This is a genomic window from Enterobacter cloacae complex sp. ECL414 (assembly GCF_021869685.1).
In the GTDB taxonomy this organism is placed as follows: Bacteria; Pseudomonadota; Gammaproteobacteria; order Enterobacterales; family Enterobacteriaceae; genus Enterobacter; species Enterobacter kobei.
Genome location: NZ_CP091482.1, coordinates 274055 through 294412 on the forward strand (window position 1 = coordinate 274055; position 20358 = coordinate 294412).

16 protein-coding genes are annotated in these 20358 nt (G+C 43.3%); 5 read left to right on the plus strand and 11 right to left on the minus strand.

What is annotated here, in order from left to right:
* The first annotated feature begins 3 nt into the window (after positions 1-3).
* The 3 genes from L3068_RS24765 (at position 4) to L3068_RS24775 (ending at position 3783) form a co-directional block, all read left to right on the plus strand.
* Positions 4-267 (plus strand): hypothetical protein, encoded by a 264-nt coding sequence (locus L3068_RS24765; protein ID WP_000149862.1) that lies wholly within the window; start codon positions 4-6, stop codon positions 265-267.
* Positions 268-310: 43 nt separating this feature from the next.
* The gene (locus tag L3068_RS24770) at positions 311-898 is read left to right on the plus strand and encodes a hypothetical protein (RefSeq protein ID WP_000491820.1); all 588 of its coding nucleotides are present in this window, start codon (positions 311-313) and stop codon (positions 896-898) included.
* Between the two features lie 464 nt (positions 899-1362).
* Complete coding sequence (locus L3068_RS24775; RefSeq protein WP_000681217.1) at positions 1363-3783, plus strand: Ig-like domain-containing protein; 2421 nt, start codon at positions 1363-1365, stop codon at positions 3781-3783.
* Positions 3784-5860: 2077 nt separating this feature from the next.
* Here the strand turns inward: L3068_RS24775 and repHI2 are convergent.
* Both repHI2 and L3068_RS24785 read right to left on the minus strand, forming a co-directional pair.
* Positions 5861-6949, minus strand: coding sequence for an IncHI-type plasmid replication initiator protein RepHI2 (repHI2, locus tag L3068_RS24780; protein ID WP_000159528.1), 1089 nt, complete (start codon positions 6947-6949; stop codon positions 5861-5863).
* Between the two features lie 1107 nt (positions 6950-8056).
* Complete coding sequence (locus L3068_RS24785; protein ID WP_001232713.1) at positions 8057-10513, minus strand: Ig-like domain-containing protein; 2457 nt, start codon at positions 10511-10513, stop codon at positions 8057-8059.
* Between the two features lie 372 nt (positions 10514-10885).
* Between L3068_RS24785 and L3068_RS24790 the strand changes: the two genes are divergently transcribed.
* The gene (locus L3068_RS24790; protein WP_000966518.1) at positions 10886-11512 is read left to right on the plus strand and encodes a hypothetical protein; all 627 of its coding nucleotides are present in this window, start codon (positions 10886-10888) and stop codon (positions 11510-11512) included.
* Positions 11513-11569: 57 nt separating this feature from the next.
* On the opposite strand, the gene L3068_RS24795 is transcribed toward L3068_RS24790, so the two are convergent.
* The 5 genes from L3068_RS24795 to L3068_RS24815 all read right to left on the minus strand — a co-directional run bounded on the left by L3068_RS24795 (position 11570) and on the right by L3068_RS24815 (position 15617).
* Positions 11570-11851: a hypothetical protein gene (locus L3068_RS24795; protein ID WP_000535423.1), complete on the minus strand. Its 282-nt coding sequence runs from the start codon at positions 11849-11851 to the stop codon at positions 11570-11572.
* Positions 11838-12281, minus strand: a complete 444-nt coding sequence (locus L3068_RS24800) for a hypothetical protein (RefSeq protein ID WP_001805248.1) — start codon at positions 12279-12281, stop codon at positions 11838-11840. Before L3068_RS24800 ends, L3068_RS24795 begins: the two co-directional genes overlap by 14 nt.
* Before the next feature lie 60 nt (positions 12282-12341).
* A complete protein-coding gene (locus L3068_RS24805) occupies positions 12342-12518 on the minus strand; it encodes a hypothetical protein (RefSeq protein WP_000070862.1) in 177 nt (58 codons plus the stop codon).
* Entirely contained in the window at positions 12515-14206 is a 1692-nt protein-coding gene (locus L3068_RS24810) for a DUF4942 domain-containing protein (protein WP_000096325.1), read from the minus strand. The genes L3068_RS24805 and L3068_RS24810 overlap by 4 nt, the downstream gene beginning before the upstream one ends.
* Before the next feature lie 247 nt (positions 14207-14453).
* On the minus strand, positions 14454-15617 hold the full coding sequence (locus L3068_RS24815; RefSeq protein WP_000114860.1) for a ParB-like helix-turn-helix domain-containing protein: 1164 nt from the start codon (positions 15615-15617) through the stop codon (positions 14454-14456).
* Between the two features lie 369 nt (positions 15618-15986).
* On the opposite strand from L3068_RS24815, the gene L3068_RS24820 reads away from it, so the two are divergent.
* On the plus strand, positions 15987-16799 hold the full coding sequence (locus L3068_RS24820) for a DNA adenine methylase (protein ID WP_001121574.1): 813 nt from the start codon (positions 15987-15989) through the stop codon (positions 16797-16799).
* Positions 16800-16807: 8 nt separating this feature from the next.
* On the opposite strand, the gene L3068_RS24825 is transcribed toward L3068_RS24820, so the two are convergent.
* From L3068_RS24825 to L3068_RS24840, 4 genes are all read right to left on the minus strand, one after another.
* Positions 16808-17662 carry a hypothetical protein gene (locus tag L3068_RS24825; RefSeq protein WP_000970401.1) on the minus strand — a complete coding sequence of 285 codons (855 nt, stop codon included), beginning with the start codon at positions 17660-17662 and terminating at the stop codon, positions 16808-16810.
* Positions 17663-17896: 234 nt separating this feature from the next.
* Positions 17897-18613, minus strand: coding sequence for a DnaJ-like cysteine-rich domain-containing protein (locus L3068_RS24830; protein ID WP_000838219.1), 717 nt, complete (start codon positions 18611-18613; stop codon positions 17897-17899).
* The gene (locus L3068_RS24835) at positions 18610-18810 is read right to left on the minus strand and encodes a hypothetical protein (protein WP_000594930.1); all 201 of its coding nucleotides are present in this window, start codon (positions 18808-18810) and stop codon (positions 18610-18612) included. Before L3068_RS24835 ends, L3068_RS24830 begins: the two co-directional genes overlap by 4 nt.
* A gap of 19 nt (positions 18811-18829) precedes the next feature.
* Positions 18830-19882 carry a ParB-like helix-turn-helix domain-containing protein gene (locus tag L3068_RS24840; protein ID WP_001065778.1) on the minus strand — a complete coding sequence of 351 codons (1053 nt, stop codon included), beginning with the start codon at positions 19880-19882 and terminating at the stop codon, positions 18830-18832.
* Between the last annotated feature and the right edge of the window lie 476 nt (positions 19883-20358).

Sequence of the window (20358 nt, forward strand, 5' to 3'; positions counted from 1 at the left end):
GAAATGACGCATACTGCCGTTTCTCAGGCTAATAGTGCTTTGCAGCTACCCACGGTGGAGCATGTCTACGCTCTTCTGAAAGCAAATTGTAAACCTGACCGCTTTGACGGGCGTGACGGACCCGTGTGGGGCCAGGAATACTCGTGGAATCTGGCAAAAGATCGCTTACAGGATCTGGAGAAATACGGTAAGGCATATGTCTCCCGTCATGAAGACCGTATGGGGGAAGGATTTAGTTTTGGTCCTGACCTGTTAATTATTCGCTAACGCTCCTAATGCCTGATGATATGGTAAGCACAACTGGAAAAATATGTTTTCAAAGCCTATGACCACTTTCACACCAGAACGTATTGAACAAATTTTGGAATTTGCCGAGGGTAGTAACCCAAGCGAAGCAATGAGTCTCAGAGCTGACGAAGTTGCTGTACTGGCACGTATTGGAAAGGCAGTTATGTCGATTGCGCCTGTTTATCAGTGCGAGTTTTGCCACCATGACGCAACCGGGCAACTTCAGTGGCACTGGGAAGATGTGAACAAAGCTTTTTATGATAAATACGATCCAGACAGACGCGGAAGACGTCGAATCCTCTATACCGCCCCGCCGATGCCTTTAGTTTCGGCTGACCTGCTTAACATGGCTTCATCTGCTATTGAAGACTTGCTCACTAACAAAGACAGAAGTGGTGCGGGAATGTGGAATGACATTCCAGAACAGCTACGACGCGCAGCAGAACTGGTAATGGATAATAGCCGGGCCGCTGAAACAGAAGCGATGCTGATGCGTCTTTATGTAGAATGTGACACAGGTGAGCGCAGGGGCAACGGCACTCAATCTGGCGTAGCAATGCCTTCTTGGCAAACCGTTGAAGAGGCACGTGTGTTGCTAGGGGTGAAATGATGCAGTTCTCGCCAGGGCAGTTTGTAATTCACAACAAGAAGCGCCTTGCGGAACGAAGGTAGACGTACTGACTGAGGTTCACTCCCCTCTCGACTGGTGGCGTAATGCCGCCAGGTTTTGATTCATATATGCCGTCCGTTAACGCATTTATATCTGACATACCTAATTTATCCTGATTCTTTTTTACACAAAGTAAAAGCATCACTTAATGCGATATGTGGATGCCGATAGTTTCAGGCTAATGTTATAAGTTTTGCAATCGTTGCCAGTTTGGACACCACAGAAATGTCAGATGTAATTCCAAAAAGAAAGATTTCCGTCCTGAACGCACAATAAGGTTTGTCGAAAGGCAAATTATAGATTTGTAATTTCGAGCACCATATGGAGAAGTTTTTTATACTTTTACGAACATAGTGACCTTTAGGAAAAGCTTAAAATAACACCAAACCTAAAGGGGAATAAGAATGAAACATCTCGCTTTTATTACTGCTGTAGCCGGACTCGGTATGTCTGTTCAGGCCCCAGCTCAGATATATGAATCGGCCTTTAAAGACACGAACGGTATTGAGATCCACGCCCCGTCTTCTCGTCTTATGCTTAATCCGGCATCACCGGTAACTTTGACACTTATTTCAGGTCTTGATCGTTTCGTTAATGTCAAAGTCACGAAAGACACTGGAACTGTCATTCTTAATACTACGACTACACGGACGGGTGTATCAGACCGACTAACAGCTGCTGACGGTAGTGAGTTCTACGGCAAAAAAGTAACTTTGCCTGCTTTGGGTGAAGGCAAATTTGTCGTTCAGATAAACGTGTTAGATCTCAATCAGAAGCCTGTAGCGACCTATAACTATAACTGGCTAATTGATGTCACCCCTCCAGCGGCAAATGCTCTTACCGCTAATACTGGTTCTGGCTCTACCGCTGGTGACGTGTGGAAGCTTGGATTAGAGGCAACGGGGCAGTATGACTTCACCTCTTCGGGCGTAAGTGATGCAAATGGTATTGATAAGGGCCTAATATATATTTACAGGCAGGACGGTAGCCTCTACAGCACTACACAGATGCAGTATGACGTATCCGGCCAAAAGATGTACCACACTTACTCTAAGAATTCAGTTAAGGGAACCGGAATACCAGACAGCAACCTGGATGAAGACTTTACTGCAAAAGTTGTTATCTTCGATAACGCAGGTAATAGCCGAACGCTGCCAACTCAAAAATTTCGCTACGACAACACGCTGGGTGAGATGACACTGTGGGCCGTTCATGATCCAAATACGTCTTCCAGCGTCGTACCCGGGGTTTCTAATTATCCGGCTTACAAAGCCGGTATGGTCGTTAACGAAAACCCTATTCGATTAGTCTACCGGATCCCAAAATCTAACTACCGTGCTTATTCAGAAGGTGGGCTTCAGTTCATCAATCAATATTCCGCCCCCAAAGAGATAGCTGTAGACAGCACTTATGCTTATGTTGAAATGACTCTTCCCTATGGCTCAATTAATGGGGATATGGCTCGTATGGCGAACTTTGGCCAGTGGGGAGGGTATTATCCGTCATACAGCCTCGTTCTAAACCCATCTGCAAACCAAACGCCTGCATTTGCGGGTACCTGGGTAGATTTCCTCGATGATAAGGGGAACTGGGTTAAGTGGAAGGATTTTGAGAGTGTGGCTTCATCACGACTGCCAATTAAAATTTCCCGACTTCGTTTTAACGTTGAAGCCCGGCCCTTTGCACAAGAGATCGGCGGTAAGGCGACCTGCACCATTCCGGCAGGAAAAACCTCGTGTGAAGCGCCTGAGACGTTTGATATGGCCTTGGGTACCCAGGGCTACAATAGGATCCTTTACTTCGTTCGCAGCATCAGCAATCCCATTTTGCGGTCTGAGCAATGGATTATGACACGCTGGAACAATAAACAACTGCCGGTAATAAACTCGATATCATATGACGAGACTAACAAGCAGCTGGATGTACTGGCGTCACTTGAAGGCGATGGTAACTGGTTCGACTCGGTCTCATTGAGGGAATTTTATCTTTCCGATAAGAACACCGGTACCCGGATGTCACCCACAGGCGTAATCAAATCTCGTATCTCAGGTAACTACACGATTGCTTATGATTTATCCCGTCAGTCTGAAGGAAAATACAACGTTGAGGTCAACATCAGGGACTTCTTCCAGAACCAGACCAATAAAACTTTCGGAGAAATTGCTCTGGATAACACTCCTCCGACAGTGGCCATAACATTCGACGGAAAGCCGGTAAAAGACGATACGGTAGTGTACGGCCTGGAGAACCTCAGGATCGCTCTGGCAGATAATCTGACAACCCCGAGGATAACCCGTCTTCAGCTCGTAGGTGGCCCCACAGCTGATAACGTTGAGCTTACGTGGTCACCGGCAGGCAAAGATACATACATGCCTGAGTATCCGAGGCTGTTCCCAAATTTCGAACCATCTGAAAATTATTCAATTAGCGTAACAGTTGCCGATAGTCAGTCGAATACCAAAACCTATACTCAGAAGTTCAGTTATCTACCGAATAACCTTGTGCAGTTACATAATCTACGCACATTATCGGTCAGTTCGCCTCTCAAAACGACAGATGGCGTACCCCTTGCGTACCTGTCCACTAACGTTCTGCGTAAGACAAATGGAGAAATTGCTAAAGGGGTCCAGAACGCAACGCTGACTGTGCGGAAGGATGCAGCCTTCGGTATTAAATTTAACGGGGCACAGGCGGCTCCAGGTGAGTCAGTTGAGGTGCAAATAGATATGGGCCAGGGGGATAATCTTCTGTTACCCGTTTATCCTTCCGAAAATGGGAAAGTTGGCACCTCAGAATTCATGATTCAGATCGACGAGTTGAAGTAACTACCCGGAGCCGACAGTAAAACTGACGGCTTCAATTTTACTGCCCTCCTTGACTCCGATCAGCCAGTACGTCTTCAGAGATTCGCAAGGAAGAACCGAAAGAAAAGTTACTTTAATCGTACGTTTCCAGCGATGCTTTTAAAAGACAATGCACACTCGTTGATTACGACAATGGGAGTGAGTGTCGAAACCCTTGAGTAAGGATACCCGGTAAATATACAGCCCCGGGGATCCTCTTCCTTCAACCGGGGATGACAACGGTAGTGAGTCCGGCAACTCACTCCCGTTGTCACTTCTCTGACATATCGTCATACGAGCTTACTCAAGTGCATCCACAAAGATGGGATCGTTTTGAATCTAAACTGGTACTGGTTAGCCAGTCACTTGCATCTATTCCCCCGTCGATACTTAAGTGACAATTGTAGTGATCTGCAATACTGGTGTCTCAGAAACACTGACGACGGTAGAGACTCAATACCCTAACCCCTGACAACAGGAGTGAGCTTAGAGGTGTTACGCTGCTGTCACTTAATGCTTGGGAATTGCCTGACTCACAACCATTGTCATCCGGAGCTACTGATTAACGTTGAACCGCTGGACTTTAATGACAGTGGTAGTGATGGATAGGCTCATTTCCATTGTCGTCATTTTATCGGACAAGCCTCTTCGTCCTACAGGTTTAAGCTGACAATGGTAGTGATTGGATGATCTCACTACTGTTGTCACTCAGTTCTTTGAGCGGACCCTTCCCTCGGTTGGTCGGCATTAACAACGGTAGTGACTCGATTGGCTCACTGCCATTGTCATCGTGTAAATGACGTACCTTATCAGCTCAGCTGAAAGCAATGACAACGGAAGTGACTCTAATTGCTCACTGCCATTGTCGTCGTGTCTATTGAGAGCCTTATCAGTGCACCTGAAAAGCAATGACAACGGTAGTGATTCTAATGGCTCACTACCGTTGTCACCGTGTGTATTGAGAGGATGGTCCACTTAACTGGACGTCTATGACAATGGTAGTGACTTTAATAGCTCACTACCATTGTCGGCGTGTGAATTGAGAGGATGATCAGCTCAGCTGTACGGCCATGACAATAGTAATGACTTAATGAGCTCACTACCGTTGTCACCCTGTTAATTAAGAGGCTCATCTGCTCTTCTGGAAGGCTATGACAACGGAAGTGACTTGCTGGGCTCAGTGCCATTGTCGCCGTATGAATTGAGAGGATCATCCGCTCTTCTGGATGGCAATGACAACGGTAATGACTTAATAGGCTCACTACCGTTGTCATCCTGTAAGTTAAGAGGTTGATCTGCTCAACGGGACGACTATGACAACGGTAGTGACTTGCTGGGCTCACTACCATTGTCACCCTGTGAATTGAGAGGTAGATCCGCTTAACCAGACGTCCATGACAACGGTAGTGACTTTCTGGGCTCAATACCGTTGTCACCCTGTGATTTAAGAGGTTGACCCGCTCTACTGGACGGCCATGACAACGGTAGTCACTTTCTGGGCTCACTACCGTTGTCGCCACATAGAATGAGAGGAGCATCAGCTCAGCTGAACGGCAATGACTACAGTAATGAGCTGGATGAAGCATAACCATTGACATCTGGCCCAACCGGAAGCCGTATTCGCCAATCCAATCGAGATTCACAATGGCCGTGACTCGCCGCATTAAGTTCCGGTGTCCTCCCAAAGCTGAACGCACACTCGGAGGACAATGACAATGCCAGTAAGGTACACATCATTACCATTGTCACTATAGCTACCAGAGAAGCCGGGATTTGAATGTCGATGGTAGTGAGTGGGTCAACTCACTGCCATTGTCACCCCGTTACGATATTTTCCGTTGGATGTACTGGCCAATGAAGTAAAGCGTAGAAACCGGGTGTTAACAGGTGACTCAGGAGAAAGCGTTGAATTCGCAATCTCGATCTACATAGGGTGGTAGAGAACAATGACAACGGTAATGACTTTTGACTCATTACCGTTGACGTGAAAGAGCGGGCTGGGACTAACGAAAATCGAAGAAGTAATTTAGCACCCGGAGCCTGAACCGCCGGGTTAACTTTAGCTGGCGTTGCTGTTCTTTTTCTGGCTTCGAAGACTACGAATATAGCGCAGTTCTTCAGCGGTTAAATCATGGACGGTAAGAACATCATCGCCGTCTATCGGGTCAGCTGGTGGGCATAACTCACCTTCTAAAACAGAAGACCCTGAGTTCTCTTCTTCATCTTCAACCACTTCTAAAGGAGGCTGAGTATTGTTCAAATTCAGATCGGGATCCCGCTTATGAATCTGGAAGTATACTTTTCCGTCTTTCTTAATTTCGGTGTACTGGAGGTATCCTATCGATGCCAACTCTTCAAGAGCCTTTCTCACGGTAGCATTCTGACTATTTGCTCGTGTTTTGAGGTTCAGACGATTTTTCAGCCGAGTAAGGGATATCGGTATAGGATTTGGCGGTAATGACTCTATGAACGTATAGAGAGCCTGGGCGCTTTCCTTCTTGGCCAACTCCTTAATTGCCTTCAGCTGCATCAAAACCTTATGATCGTATTGATAGAGCTCGAAAATCTTAGGATCAACCTGAAGGACAACCTGATCTGATTCCGGGTCTAACAGGGCAGACTGTACCAGATGCGTTGTATAGACTTTGGACGAGTTATTACTGGTGAACGACAAGGTAACGGATGCTAACCTGCGTAAGGAGGCGTCTATACGTTTTCTGGACGCTGTAGATGAGCGATAATTTTCAGGCGTACATAGCTTGAGGAATTCAGTGAATTTTAAGCTTATCGTGTCATTGTTAATCGGATGATTGGCATAGGTTCGAATGATGCCCATCCACGTCTTAAAATCTACTGACATATCAAGACGCTCACCGACAATTGAAATATTGGTGAACCCCTCGCTCTCCATTAAAGAGAGCGTCTGTAACTCTTTCGTTGCGTCAAAGCCAACCGTTTTATATTCCCGATTTTGACGCCCCACACTCTTTGGTGATGGGACGAACAGCCCGAGCCGCATCAAAGCAATAGACTGCACCGTACGGTTGCTGTTAGGACGCAAAATGATGTCTTTACCTGATTCTTTCTCTCTAACAGAGAAAGCCCTGGTGACCAGGTCCTGCTGCTCAGTATCTTTCTCTTTAGTCATAATAAGTTATCACTGAATGTGTAAACAGATTGGTGAATAGTAAGCCCCAGCGAACTCTATGTCACTGGATGGATCATTGTGATGATCCATATCTGTGCATAAGTTCTACCTAAAAAAACGACTCCACTCATTAAAACTTGGCAAAAACTCTTTGCATACAATGACCTGCAACTCTTATCAACAACGGATCAGATCAAGTTAAAAAGATCTAATGAAAAGTCACTACTATTGTCGCTCTGATCACTACTGATGTCAAAAAACTCATTACCAACGTTATAATAATCACTACCAATGTCAAAATAATCACTACTGTTGTCACTGATCACGTCTCAGGCCTTGTGCCGTCTGGCCTGGAGGCAGCGGGGATCTCTTTTGATCTATCAGGAACACTAAGGTACTAATTATTGGAACTACCTTGTGGAAAATGGGGATAAATAAATGCTTAGTTCTTATACAGGTCTCAACTTGCCTCCCTGATAAAAACTGTCGTCAAAGCTAAATCACAGCCACAGGCATTTTCGGTGGATAAATTTTTGAGAAATAGAAGCATACATGCAGACTCGTGTCGCAAGTAATTGAAAGTAATAATTTATTTAAATAATGCGAGTCACCTTACCTTACAGTGGAAGTTTAAGTCTAACCTCACTACCATTGTCACTTAAAATCATTACCAACGTCGAAATAGTCTCTACCATTGTCTTTTAAGTCACTCCCGTTGTCACTTATGTCGCTACTGTTGTCAGTGACAATGCTCCAGCCCAGTAACCATGCGGCCTACAGCGTACCGGGATCTTCTTTGTACTCTCTGGCACCTTTGGGATCATTTATTGGATCTACATGAGGGATAAAATCTTTTGACGATTTCGTAGTGCAGTTATACCAGCGACTTAGCAAGACAAAAGCTGCAATTTAGTGACGAGTTACTAGTCTGCCCAACAAGAGCAATGCAGAGAAGATATGTGGTGAAATGACCATGGTAGTGAGTCTAATCACTACCATGGTCCGCAGTAAGCGTTACTTACGCAATGAACGTCGGACTGATTTGCAACAACATGGGCTACGGCGCATCAGAAGACGGCCGTTGTGCTTCAGCAAAACAGCCCTGCTTTATTTTAATTCTTCAATGTTAATCATGAACTCAGATCTGCCTGTAAGGCCGGATACAGCAGGGAAAATAGGAAAGCTACGGCTGTCCCCGAGCCCCAAATCCAGTTGAAGCTCTTTGCTTTCACCTGGCATCGCAGAAACACCATTTACAGTCACGCCGAATGCAGCGTCCTTACGGACAGTAAGCACTGCGTCCTGAAGCCCTGTAGCGATTGAACCATCCTTTTTACGCAGCTGGCTGGCATACAGAACAGCCAGAGGAGTATTGTCAGATGTTTTGAGAGAAGCATTGACAGCTAAGGTTTTCAGATTCTCTAGCCTGACGAGATTGTTTGGAAGGTAGTTAAATTCGACTGAGCTTTCTTTAACGTTGTTCATCTCATCTTTGGCCTGAACTGTGAGAGTGTATGTTTCGCCTTCATTAAGAGACGGAAAGATCTTGGGATAATTAGGTGCATACAGGTTGTTTCCCAGATTCACCCAAGACAATTCCACCGCATCAGAAACAGGGCCACCGCGAAGAGTCATACGGCTTAAGGATGGTTTAGTTAGAGCATCGGTGAGCTGTATACGGACGTTCTCCAGCCCATATACTGTTACGTTTTTGCTGATCGGTTTTCCTTCGTAGCTAATACTTACAGATGGTGCTGTATTATCAACGACAACAGTTTGATAAGGGAGGTTACCGGTATTGTTGAATGTATCTTGGGCATTAATTACCACGTTATAACTGCCTTCTGGTACCTCTTTCATGTTGAACTCATACGTGTAGTTCCCAGACGCCATATTTCTACCTGTTTGTTTGCCGGTTACGCTTATTTCTGCGTTGTTACGGTTTTTATCTGACAACCAAACTCGATTTACATAAACATGGTCGAAATATGAACCATCTCCAGGTTGATTCACGTAAACCTGGAGAATGTTGGTGGTTTCAATGTAATCAAATCCAGTGACGGAGGGACCCAGTGTATGCCAGGCTATATTCTCCCATATAGGGGCAAAGAAGGTTGCTTCGGTGGTTGACCTTACTTCATAGCCACTATGAAGATAGCCGGTAGTGCCATTTATAATATCCTGGGGCAAAGAGACGGTACAGGTTGTTGAGCCAGCTGGAATACTGCATGTTGCTCCGCCAGTGATTTTTTGATCATATGGCCTAGCCTGTACATTGAACCGGATATTAGTAAGTTTTATAGGCATATCAGATGCCTTGAACAGGTTCCAGTTTACGCTGTTGAACCATGTTCCATCAGCCTTTTGTCGTTCTATGGGTGAACTTCCCCAAGCCGGACTCTTTACAGAGGCAGGATCCCAGTTGAGCCAGCTGGCATACTGACCAAGATCTCCTCCAGACCATTGATATGTATTCACAGGTCTATAGTAGTTTCCATCTAAGGCACCCTGTGGCAGCTTAACTTCCACGTAGACATAGGTGGCATCTTCGGAAAGGACCTGTACTCCGCCATAGTTATTGGTAATGCTCATGCCACCATTTCGATATGGCTTCCAGTTAGTTCTTGGGATACGTATAACCAACTTGTAGGGGTTTTCCAGCACTGTAAGGCCTCGTTTAAACGGGACGTATCCCGAAGAAATGCCGGGTACAACACTGGTGCTTACACGTGAGTCATGAACTGCAAATGGCGTAAATTCTCCCATTTGATCGTCATATAAAAACCGCTGGGGAGGAATGTTAAGCGTATTTCCTGCCAGGTCCGTAACGATGAAATTGAAGGTGAATTCTTCATCAAGATCACTTGAGGGCATGCCAGCCTGGGTGTTCATATCTTTAATCCACGGATAGAACGCACGTTTATTGGCTGTGTCATAACTCAGGTTATTGTCGGAGACCACAGAACCATTACTTCGTTTAATGACAAGACGGATCTTGGCAATTCCACTAGCATCCTCAATACCGTCTGCAAATATAGAAAACTGGCCACTACCGCCTCGGCCCAACTCCCAAAGTGGCCCAGAAAGTACCATGTCGTAACCTGCGTTTTGACTCGGATAAATACTCTTATAGCGTGGAGGAGTTGTATCAACGATGAAATGATAAGTAGATGTGCTCACTACAGTCTGGCGAATATCCAGAGTTTCATTGACTACAGTAAAGGTCCCTTCTCCGAGCGCCGGTAGAACCATATCCTTTCCATAGTATTCTGTTCCATCGGCAGCAACGATACGATCTGCAACGCTCGTTTTGGTCGAGACGGAGGAATACATAACCTTTTTATCGCTGTCTCGTGTGACCGTCACTCGCTCGTACCGATCAAGACCCGATATCAAGTTCAGAGTCAAAACACCAGCGGGATTAAGATATGTTTGTGTTGCAGGCTTAATATTCCGAACAGCCTTATTGGTATCTGTAAATGAGTAGCTAAATACCTGAGCATGTGCCGAAGATACAGTAGCAAGGGCAGTTGCAACCATGCAGCCAATTAGAGTTTTACGCATATGATGCTCCGGGAATAGGTTATAGCCTTATTCTACGGATTCAGCCTACAAGGTCCGGTCGGATAAAGTGATAATTTGCCTGTTAAAAGAGACATCAAGTGAGAAAGCAACCAACGTACAGAATGCAAAATGGCGGCAGTGCATCTGGATGACGCAAAAGTAACTTTTTGTACCCACTTTTTTGGATTTTAGCCTTCAAAATGAGTATTCAACCAATCATAAAAGTAACTTTTGATAGACGCTGCTCCTTTATGTTTGCCAATTGTGCTGATATGTTTTTAAATTCAAGGAAGCGAGATTTTAAAAGCATCTGTTGAGTCAAATTTATGTAAAATAACAGGGTAACCATCACTTCTAGGTTGAGGAAACCCAATGTTATACATGCTCTTATGCTGTTTTCTGATGCTCAACAGTACATTCGTTATGTTCAGAGCAATGTCTGCAATAAGTAAAGGATCCGCTAAAGAAAACCGGTCTGAAATATCGCTGATAGTCCTAGCAACACTTGGAATTGCATCACCATTCATTGTCGCAATGATTACTATTAATGAAAGTATGACATCTAAAACAGTAACAGATTTTTCTTTGGGTGCTCAGTGGTCCGGAATGGTTTCAGCGGTAGCGCTAATGGGGTTATATGCTCGACGCGTTTGGAAAGAGAAGAAGTCCTTATTTACTGGCGCTTTCCTGGCCTCTTCCTTAATGGCCTTTATTTTTACTGACAGCCTTGTTTTCGTATCCCAGAAGGACACCGGCGTTCTGGCTACTTTCGTACTCGATAAAAACGCTGGAGATATTGATTGTAGTCGCCCGGCTATGATTGTCCATTACAGTAAAGGTGTTCCAACGGACTGGCGTTGCCCAACCAGTATCATGTTGATGGCGTATTCTTCATATCCTTTTTTACCTTGGCCTGAGTATAGCCATGGTACCAGCCAGTCTCTTACGGTTGTTATTGATACATTTATGGAAAACGCTGTTAATCTCAGTCAAAAATAATAAATAAACCTCTCTAGTGAGAGGTTTTATAAACCTGAGCCACCAATCTAATTAACTCTATATTTTTGTTTTAGCTTTTTTAAAGGTAGACTTACCGAATAAAACAGCAATTATAGAGCAAAGGCCTGGCGTTAGGACAAAAGCTAATAATGCACTGCCAAAACTTGTCATTTCAGGCACCACGAACCAGCTGATAGGCCACGTCAGGGCAGGTAAATTTAGCGGATCATAAAGCGCATGTAGAGCGCTTAACACACAGTAAAGTGCTAAAAAGCAAACTAGATAAACAACGATCCACATTTTAATTTGCTCAGCAATTTCAAATTTAGGACTGCCCATGCTTTACCTCAGTGGCTGAATATTGATGGTTAATATCTTTAATCACCCGTAAGCACTTAGTGCATACCTTAGTTCGATTTGTCTGCTTGTCCAGAGTGTATTTAACTTCAAGTTGACCTCCAGCATTAAGCAAAGTGAGCATCTCATCTTCTAACACGCTTCGGTAAATGGTCTTGTCCGAGAGTGTGCCCGGTAACGAGTACTCAACATAATTGTTTGAAACTCTTACCGATTTAGGGATTTTACCACTGAGCTGGATTTCATTCGTTGAAGGCATTACAGTTACTTTAATCACAGTTGCCGGTGACCAGAAATCCTGATAACGCACTTTATGAATTTTATCAGCTCTAAGGCCTAACCACACATTTCCGGCGATAAGAACAATAAGCAATCCATAAACTGATCGTCGAATGTTACGCCTTTTAATCACAATGTCCCCCATCCCTCAAATATCATTCTAAATAACTGCACCAGGATATCATGAGCGTAATTAAAAGAATTCTTCATAACCGGGGTTTTCAGTTGAGTTTGCGGACTCTTTACTTTGCGGTTTCTCGCCCTCTATTTGAGTATCCCTGACAGGTTTGGATTTACCCATGCTCCTCTGAAAGGTATCCATAACAAACTCAATATCTTCTTCTGGCAGGCTGGTGGGTTGGTTGCTCATAGGACTTCCTCTTGTTGAATACGTTCGGCGTACAGGATGCGAACCGAAACGGTCGTGTTTTCAAACTCGTTCTCAAAAACGTCCATCCATTCCGTCCGGAATTCTTCCCCCAGAAGGTTATCGAGCCCCTGAAGAGATAATGGAAGAACGGCTGCTAGAGATCCCCCGGCTGCGAGATGAGATGCAGCTGCCTGGAGATGCAGCCTGGCCCGGTTATCGGCAAAAGGTGGGTTCATCACGACATAATCAAACTTCTTCTGTTGATTAGACTTAGACCATGTGAGGAAGTCAGCTTCTGTCGTATCGTATCCCTTAGCCCGGGAGATAAGGCAATTCAAAGTATCAAGCTCGATGCCAGTAACGATCACACCGGCAGGGAATGATTTAAGCAAATCCGCATGGCCAATATTAGGCTCCAGGAGGGTATCCCCTTCCCCTGCACCGAGCAGGGAATATACATATTCGCTGATTCGGCAAGATGAAGGGTAAAACTGATGCGATACAATATCAGGCATCTCCCCTATCTGGCCGATGTAACGAATAACCTCACACGGATCATAGGAAAATGTCACATCGTATTTTGTTACTGTTGCCCCTAAGAACCGAAGGGTGTCAGCGGCAACACTCGAAGATTTGCGTTCGGCGAGAGACCCTAAAGATGTCCAGCAACTCCATTTATTGTCCCCGTCATTTTTAAACATTAGTTCAGAAAGCTGCATCCGGGTATCAAAGTCGATGCACTGCTTAAGTACAGGGAATGCCTCCAAAGATTTCTTGCTATGAGCCATGCGGTCGGCAGGTAATGCCAGCGGTACGATAGCTGATAAAATATTGTTAAGCCGCTCGGCGATATCAGGGTGGACGTCAATATGCATTGATCCATTTTTGTAAACCCTGAAACGAATACTGTTGCCATCGATGCAGATCCATTTTCTGAACCCCTCATGTTCGACCAACGCCTCAACCAATGATTTGGTGTTATGGATCGCCTTCACCTGTTCGCCACGGAAGAATGCGCATATAACGCGGAGCTCGCTCAGTGGTGAAATGCCAGACTCTTTAAAATCCACCCTTAATTTCTGCCAGGGGTATTTAGACGGCTCGCAAACTCCGGTAGTGATCATGCGGGTGGAGAACCCAAAAGCTTTGTTTGTCTTATGACTGCGGCTCAGAGACTGGAAGACGTCGTAAACCCTTTCTTTAATAAATTGATTGCGGTCATTAAGCAAAGCAACGACTGTGCCTACTACAGCGTCAGCTGTGAAATCAGGGATCACCTGAGGCGGCATAATATAGCGGTCGGCCGTAAACTGCTTATCCCATTCGTTACGTTTGGCATCCGACATGATAGGCAAAACATCAGTGAGTGCCATAACGCGTTTCCAGTATTCAGATCTCAGAGCGTTTTCCGCGAACAAGGCATCCGCTTCAGAGATACTGTGGTTGTAGCCTGAGAGATAAGAATAAAGTTTCTGGTGATTGTGGGTTTTGAACTGGACAGCCATGTGTTTCAACAAGCAGAGTTCATCATTATAGGACTCAACAAGATCCGCGATAATGCCGAGCTCTTTGCGCATATCTGGAAGAAATGTTTCAGAAGAGCTAACCACCAGGCTATGAGAGGTTGTTAAAGCCAGTACGCTGTGACCTGCATTATCGGGTTTAGCTTCAGAATCAAGAGATGACATTTTACCGGTCCTTTAGAAAAAACTTTTACCAGGATAGCAACGTCGCTCTGTAACCTAATAGGTTCAGTGACACGAAAAAGTTTTTTATGTCTCTGAATAAAACTTAAAGATGTCAACTCATAGAAAGAAGCAAAAAAAAAGCCCCGCATAAACGGGGCAAGAACGATACATGGAGGTTTAAAAAAGGCGGGCAAAAAGCCTGAATCCTTAATGACTCTGACAAAACCAACACTTTGCCAAAAGTAAATTATTCTGCGTCCGGCTGTGGGTCAGTATCCTGATCGGTCTCTTCCCCTGCCTTCTTAGCATTTTTTTTACGTGGGTATTTTGGCTTCTCACCATTAAGTTTTGCCTGACGATTCTCCGCACGGCGAAGCTGCTTGTTCTCTGATTCTGTGATCTCTTTTGAAAGATTTCTCAGCATCTCCAGAGTACTGCGGTTCAACGTAATGTTGATTTCTTCGTCAGCACTTGAATCTGTCATCTCCGGCAATTCAATATCCCCCAGTTTCTGTAATAAGCTGGTGGTGATGAGTTTGACGCCTTCTACGGCTTTTGTGGCAATAACCGGCGGAATCCGTGCTGGCTTGAAGTCTGAAGGTCTGACTCGTACCTGACCATGTTGGGTTTTTTTCACCGTGATGCCATTCGCATCGGCCTGCTCAAGTTCCGCGATCATCTTCTTGATACGTGAAATTGCTTCTGTTTCACCGAGCTCATCGATCAGTGAAAGCACGTTAACATACGAAATAGCGTCAGCATGAATCCATTTCTTGATAACAACAGAACAGGTTGTCAGGCGGATAAGAGAACTGATGGTCGTCGGGCTTTTATTTTCACGTTGAGCAATTCGTTCGAGTGACCAGCCAGCAAGAGAATGTAGGCGACGATAGGACTCGCCAAGCGCAACAGGAGAAAGCGCAAGACCACGGTTACCATCAATGGTCGCGAGCTCACAGCCAATTTCATCTTCTTTAATCTCAACGCAAAGGATTGTGATGTCATGATCTTCATCACATGCCATCATTGCGGCTTTTAAACGGCAGTGCCCCTGGCGAACAAAAGGTACCCCATCAATGACACGTACTCGGATAGGGTCTACATAGTCACCTCGAATGTAGGCATTCTTGATGTTGTAGATGTGTTCTTCAACCTCAGGGAGCTTATAGTAATCGTCACCCATTCCCATTTCGCGGGAGTTGAAGCCTGGCGTGACCTGAATTACTGAAGGGTGGATAGCCCATGCTTTCTGGTCACTTACTTCAGTACAAAGTTCAGGGTTTGCATCACGGAACTGTTTAAGCCCAGTGACGTAACGACCTGTGCCAGTAACTACTGAAAAGGCAACATGGGCCGTTTTAAAGACCTTGTCATTAGCTTGCTGTGTAGGTTCTGTCAGTAAAACACTCATAGGGGCTCCGTTACATTTTTCTGCTTACTTTCTGCGTAGCGGGGATACTACCGAAAAAAAAATCCATAATTTTTCGCAAAAAAGGTACTTTTTGAGCCTATTCTGATTTTTCACAAAAAAAGAGGGCTCCCCATTTCTTGTGATGGCATCAAAATCGCTTCATAAACAAAGACATAAATCCAAAACATAAAGTTCAGGTATCAGTGAGGAAAAATCTTATAAATCCGCAATGCTGAAAGTCAAAACTGTGCGTCTTAAACAACTTTTTTTTGCTCCCTAAGTTATTAGTTAAAGCCCGTGGTTAGGTACGATACCAGCACCTAAATTTCTCTCTCAGGTATAGACACTTTGACTCGACATCTCAGACACATGCCGATAATCAAATGGGCTGGTGGAAAAACGAAACTGATGCCTTTCATCAGCCATCACTACCCACACGATCATAGTTGCCGGTGGGTAGAACCCTTTATAGGCGGTGGTGCCGTTTTTCTGAACATGTTTGCACAAAATGCATTGCTTGCAGATAGCAATCCAGACTTGATCAACCTATACAGGACTATTCAAAGACAGAAAACTAACTTTATAAATCAGGTCCAAAACCTAGCGGATAAAACCTTTGTCGAAAAGGACTACTATGAGATGAGGGACCGTTTCAACAAAACCTGTATTTCTGGTCAACCGCTTCAAAGAGCGGCTTTGTTTTACTCCCTGAATCGCCTGGGCTATAACGGTATGTGCCGCTATAACTCAGAAAGAATCTATTCAGTGCCCTGGGGGAAACATACAGAACTGAAGCTTGACTTCAATAAAATAGACTACCTTTCATTTCGTCTTTCAGGTATTGAACTGATCACCGCTGGTTTTGAGGAGACTCTGGCCGCAACCGGCGAAGGAGATCAGATTTATTGTGATCCGCCATATGACAAAACAAGCAAAACTAGTTTTGTCAGTTACGATGGTAAACCGTTCAGCCAAAGCGACCACGTGCTGTTAGCAAATATGCTCGTTGACGCTCACAGAAAAGGCGCTGCTGTTGCGATATCAAATAGCCTGACACCATTCACTTTGGGCCTCTATGAAGAGCGTGGATTCGTCATACACAGACTCAGCGCTTACCGATCCGTAGGAAGTAAGCCAAATACACGGAAAACGGAAACAGAAATACTGGCCGTGCTGAAATAGAGTTAATTCTAATCAACGGGGCTAATCCATTCCTGAAAAGTTAATACCTCAGGGTGAGTTCGTTGAACATAAGGTATAAACTGAAGCTCTTCTATTCTCCGGTCGCCCCTCTTTCCTTCGCAAATAAATGAAATGAGTCCTTGCTGAGAAAGCCCAGTAAGGACGCTCATAAGTCTTATATTTAGAGTTTTAAGCTGTAAGTCGTTATTAATGTCCTCCACTTTATGAGAGCTCTGGCCTGAACGTTTAAGATACTCGTAAACCATGAAATTCGAATTTCGTCGTTTTAACAATTTTTCGGTTATGCATTCCTGAATGAAACCGCCAAGAGCATCTAAAAGCGGACTGAGAACTACCGGGAAAGTTAATGTGTAACTTTGAGAAGTTTTAGACAAAGTAAATGAATTTAGAAAGCTAAAGTTAAGTCTCTTTTTTGAATATGGAGCGTAAGCGACAAGAGTAGTTGACATAACAGTAAGTAAAGCTTCAAGATGTTCCACTGTTATTAATGTGGTTTTATCTGTATTTCTTAGATTATGGAAATCAATAAACGCTACTCTTGAACGGCTAAGCCAATCTTGTACTTTAATGTCGATAGAAAATTGCGATATATGATTTGAACATTCATTTTGGTTGATAGGGCATGCAGACGAAAGATGGTTATGGATTATCATGCATAGCACAAAAAAAGGAAATCGGCAGGCTGTGGGGCATTGAAAACCGGTTAAAGAAAGCTTAGACGTTTCATATGCGCTTACCGGAAAAGTAACTTTTCTTAACGTTGGCTTTGACGATGTTCTTGCATTTTTACAAATGAAACCGAGACCCAGATCATTGTGCATTTTAAAGTCCATCTCCATCATCACCTTTTAGCCTTAACTGTATGGTATTGGTATACAAAAAATTAAAAATTATAATTAATAAGATTATCATTTTTTTACTATTGAAAAGGTTGTGATAGAGGGGAATTTAAATGTAAAAGATTTATACTCGCAGATCTTTATGAGGGATAAAACCCATTGCGTAAGCAACAATATTACGTGAGTGAGTCCTAACGACAGTTTAAGTCTTGGCTCTATATTTAAGCAGTAAAACATTTAACTGTCTTGGAGTTTACTTAACTTAAAAACTGTTATTGCAGCATAATTTTTCGAATCAAAATCATAGAATTTTCTGACTTTTCCAGTCAAATGATAACGTTCACCCAATAAAATGTGATCCTGTTTATCGGCCGTTAAAGCGATCCCGTCATTTCTAACTTTACCAGTAAATGTAAAAAAATAACTCCCTTTACTTTTTGCGTACGCGGCCCTGACTTCAGTAAATGTTAGTTCAATGCTTATGACCTGGCCGATATTGTAGCTATGTTTTAAAATTTCTTGTTCATTTTCCGGAGTTTCAGACAACATCACATCAAAGGTTGTAAAGAAACAATCCAGCTGGCGTTCTGTCAAAAAACGGTTATTGTCTAGTTGCGCCAATATACTATTAGAAAACTTAGTGTTAGCCTTTTTTGCTTTCTCAATAAGTACGTGGTTTCTGGATTTCCATGCTTCGAGTGTTGGGTTAACACGCAGTTCCGGAATGTTATCGAGAAAGGTAATTGGCTCTAGTACCACTAATTTTTCAATAATGGGTCCAACTGTTTGCACCCCATGACACTTTTCACATACATCAGCCCCTTTGTGGCCTGTGCCCGCACATTCGTTACATTCTCTTTCGATAGGTGCATAATAATTTCCATCTCCGTTAAGGGATACATTCACTGAGGCTGGTACCATATGACCATCAAGAGTAAAGAAAAGAGATTTCATTTTCGAAACACCTCCAAACGTGCCTCTACGATTGCTACAGCTTCTTTCACAGTTTTTTCATAGTGGTCATGCCCTTCAGGAAATTGGTCAAAACGTTTACCGTGTTCTAACTCTTCCATGTTGCGTTTAAGGACTTCATGAGTTAGAAGCAAATCATTATAATTATCGATAAGAGTCAGCTTTATAGGTTTAATCACTCAACTAATCCTCGGTTTTTTATTCCTTAAGGAGATCTCGAATTTCCAGAAGCTCTTCTAATTTTGGTTTAGAAAGAATGATTGCTGTATTTTCGTCGTTAAGTAAAGACAATAAAATATTTAGCTTTTCATCATTCAAGATTATTTGAACACCATCATCAGAAAATATTACATTTTTACTATCAACATTTTTGAACAAGTGTGCACTATCTCTACCAAATTTTAGTTCTGTTTGAGTATTCGTTATAGATTCCGTATGTGTACTTTCCACAAGCTCAAGAAATTCAGATTTTAGCCGTTCTGTTTTCTTATGCGAGAGGCGCTTAATACCCAAAGTCTTACGTGTGACTGCCGAATTTTTCTTTTCTGGTCCGCCTTTATTTAAGGTGTCTGGTCCTGCTCCAGCTGCATTGTGTTCAGGTATGCCTACAATTTTGCTCGTTGTAGTCTCAATATTCTTAACGCCAGGTAAGAAACCTTCTATATGTTTTAAAACCATTTTGTGATCGTTGGAATATTTTAACATTATTTCAATGGCGAGCGTTTTTTTGATTAGATTTAGGCTAATCAAACGTTGAAGCTCTAATGGCATATCAAGGATTTTTAGCATATTACGAATTGCGGTAGTTGATCGTTGATATCGCATTGCTAGTTCTTCAACCGAATACCCGAGACTAACAGCATGAGCTAATGCATGAGCTTGCCCAACCGGATTTAGCCCATTGCTTCTGTTACCATCGAGGTTCTCAAGGTATTCTTCAATTTCGTTTTTATAATCGATTAAGATAACAGATAATTTTGGAATATTAGCACCTTCAGAAATTGCTAATTTTAAGCCATGAAAACGAGTATGACCTTGACGAACTAAATATTTACCTTTTCTTTTTACGACCTTGATCATATCAACCTGCCTTCCTTCCTTAAAGGCTTGTTTGATTGACACAATCATCGATTTGACAGGTTCTTGTTCGTAACACAAATCTCCGATTACCGCCTCTCGGGGATTAAATCCCTTTTCAATTTCAACTAGATTAGTATCCACTTCAATGACTGTATGTTTGCTGTTGTTCATATCTTCCTCCTGTTTACTACATGATACATGAACCTCAAATTTGCCAAATAGGGCTGATACATCTAAAAGGTAAACTCAAAAAATTTGCTTAATAAAATTAAAATAAAAACTGTCTTGAATAAAACAATGATAGTAAACCCACTTTCATTTCCGTTTGCGATCTGTAGATATTGATAAAGGAGCGCTATTCCTTGTTTTATATGGACTTATCATTGTTTTCAACAGGTTAGATCAATTCTTTAGATCACTAAAGATCAATAGAGTTCAAGTAAAGATCACGGCATCTTTAACTCATTGATTATAGTAACTTTATGAAAGGATCCGGCATTCGGATGCATGCGAAAAGCATTTGAATGAATAAGGAAGGCATTTACTGGAATGCTTATGGCATTTAGGTAAATGCGTAAAAAGCATTTGCAAGAATATGTTATAAACAGTTTGCCAAATGAAAATCTTATCACCGACGAGTTAAGTTA

Coding starts and splice junctions, on each gene's coding strand:
- L3068_RS24765 (WP_000149862.1), top strand. CDS start 4: ATGACGCATACTGCCGTTTCTCAGGCTAATAGTGCTTTGCAGCTACCC.
- L3068_RS24770 (WP_000491820.1), top strand. CDS start 311: ATGTTTTCAAAGCCTATGACCACTTTCACACCAGAACGTATTGAACAA.
- L3068_RS24775 (WP_000681217.1), top strand. CDS start 1,363: ATGAAACATCTCGCTTTTATTACTGCTGTAGCCGGACTCGGTATGTCT.
- repHI2 (WP_000159528.1), bottom strand. CDS start 6,949: ATGACTAAAGAGAAAGATACTGAGCAGCAGGACCTGGTCACCAGGGCT.
- L3068_RS24785 (WP_001232713.1), bottom strand. CDS start 10,513: ATGCGTAAAACTCTAATTGGCTGCATGGTTGCAACTGCCCTTGCTACT.
- L3068_RS24790 (WP_000966518.1), top strand. CDS start 10,886: ATGTTATACATGCTCTTATGCTGTTTTCTGATGCTCAACAGTACATTC.
- L3068_RS24795 (WP_000535423.1), bottom strand. CDS start 11,851: ATGGGCAGTCCTAAATTTGAAATTGCTGAGCAAATTAAAATGTGGATC.
- L3068_RS24805 (WP_000070862.1), bottom strand. CDS start 12,518: ATGAGCAACCAACCCACCAGCCTGCCAGAAGAAGATATTGAGTTTGTT.
- L3068_RS24810 (WP_000096325.1), bottom strand. CDS start 14,206: ATGTCATCTCTTGATTCTGAAGCTAAACCCGATAATGCAGGTCACAGC.
- L3068_RS24815 (WP_000114860.1), bottom strand. CDS start 15,617: ATGAGTGTTTTACTGACAGAACCTACACAGCAAGCTAATGACAAGGTC.
- L3068_RS24820 (WP_001121574.1), top strand. CDS start 15,987: ATGCCGATAATCAAATGGGCTGGTGGAAAAACGAAACTGATGCCTTTC.
- L3068_RS24825 (WP_000970401.1), bottom strand. CDS start 17,662: ATGATGGAGATGGACTTTAAAATGCACAATGATCTGGGTCTCGGTTTC.
- L3068_RS24830 (WP_000838219.1), bottom strand. CDS start 18,613: ATGAAATCTCTTTTCTTTACTCTTGATGGTCATATGGTACCAGCCTCA.
- L3068_RS24840 (WP_001065778.1), bottom strand. CDS start 19,882: ATGAACAACAGCAAACATACAGTCATTGAAGTGGATACTAATCTAGTT.